This window comes from Pseudomonas sp. HR1 (assembly GCF_030175875.1).
In the GTDB taxonomy this organism is placed as follows: Bacteria; Pseudomonadota; Gammaproteobacteria; order Pseudomonadales; family Pseudomonadaceae; genus Chryseomonas; species Chryseomonas oryzihabitans.
Genome location: NZ_JASNRF010000030.1, coordinates 1 through 1,104 on the forward strand (window position 1 = coordinate 1; position 1,104 = coordinate 1,104).

At 52.7% G+C, this 1,104-nt stretch carries 2 protein-coding genes; both read right to left on the reverse strand.

The genetic code is table 11. From position 1 onward, the window contains the following. Positions 1 to 281 (reverse strand): hypothetical protein (locus QKY98_RS23380; RefSeq protein WP_284671674.1); only part of this gene is annotated, 281 nt, incomplete at its 3' end. A 664-nt stretch (positions 282 to 945) separates the two neighbouring features. Next, on the reverse strand, positions 946 to 1,104 hold a 159-nt coding region (locus QKY98_RS23385), incomplete at its 5' end, for an ATP-binding protein (protein WP_350030294.1).

Consider the following 1,104-nt stretch of genomic DNA (forward strand, 5'->3'; position numbering starts at 1 on the left):
GGACCGCCTTCGGGCAGCTTGAGCGCTCTCAGCCTCTCGTGTCCGCCGGCACTGCGAACGATGCCGTGCCGGTTGGCCTGAGAAGCGGTAGCATTGTTCCGAGTGGGTAGCTGAGTCAGCGAGATTTGATCATGAGCGAGAGAGAGAACTTGGAGCTCGAGTCCCGGCGTCTTCAGGTAGAGATGCAGCGGATGATCGTCCAATCTATGAGGGACACGGCCGAGATAAACCGGAAGAACCTTGAGATGCTCTCTAAACCAGCCTGGAGGTCGTTCGAGCATTTCTGGGTTCCACTACTCATTGGGTGTGGATTGGTTTCCATTCCGGCAGCAATCGTATTTCTGCTCCACACGCTGTCCTGAAGGAAGGTCGGCCGCACCGGCGCAATTATGGCGCCGAACCTTGAGACGTGTCAGTACTCTGTGTTATTAGTCTGCCCAGGGGCTACGAGCACTCGTATTGCTATCCTTCAAGCTCGTGCGCAGAGCCAGTTCAGTTCAGTCTAGTATTAGTGCACCAAAATTCTTTCAACGTCCCGGAATGGGATAATTCGAATGCTATTTGGAGCATCAAGATATGACACTGCTGGACATCAACGAATTGACGACAGCCGAAACTATAGAACAAATGCAAAGTGCGCTGGACCAAAATTGGAAGATACTTTGGTCGCTACCGGATGGGACGTGTGTCTTGGGACGTTTTAACCGAGATAGGATGTTCGCCAATATAGACCGATTCGCTCGCGAATTTGCTACTGAGCGAGACATCGACTAGCGAAATACGGGCGCCATTGGCGCGCCCGTATTGTGTCAAGGCTAAGAAGAGATGTCGCGCTGACAGCTAAGTAAAAATGTCATTATGGCCTTACGGCCGAGCCTAACTCTTATCTGAGTGACATCAATAGTTGGTACCTAGCTCTGCCTTTCTGAGAGTTAGATAAGCGTGTCATGTGCGCAGACTAGTCCGGCGCGTGAAGGTCAGGATGAATGCCGTTCGACCTCCTTGGGAGGTACATGAAATCGTGCCACCATGCGCTTGCATCAGTGACCGGGCAATCGCTAACCCAAGCCCTGCGTTCCCATCACCTTCGCGGCGTGCAGGATC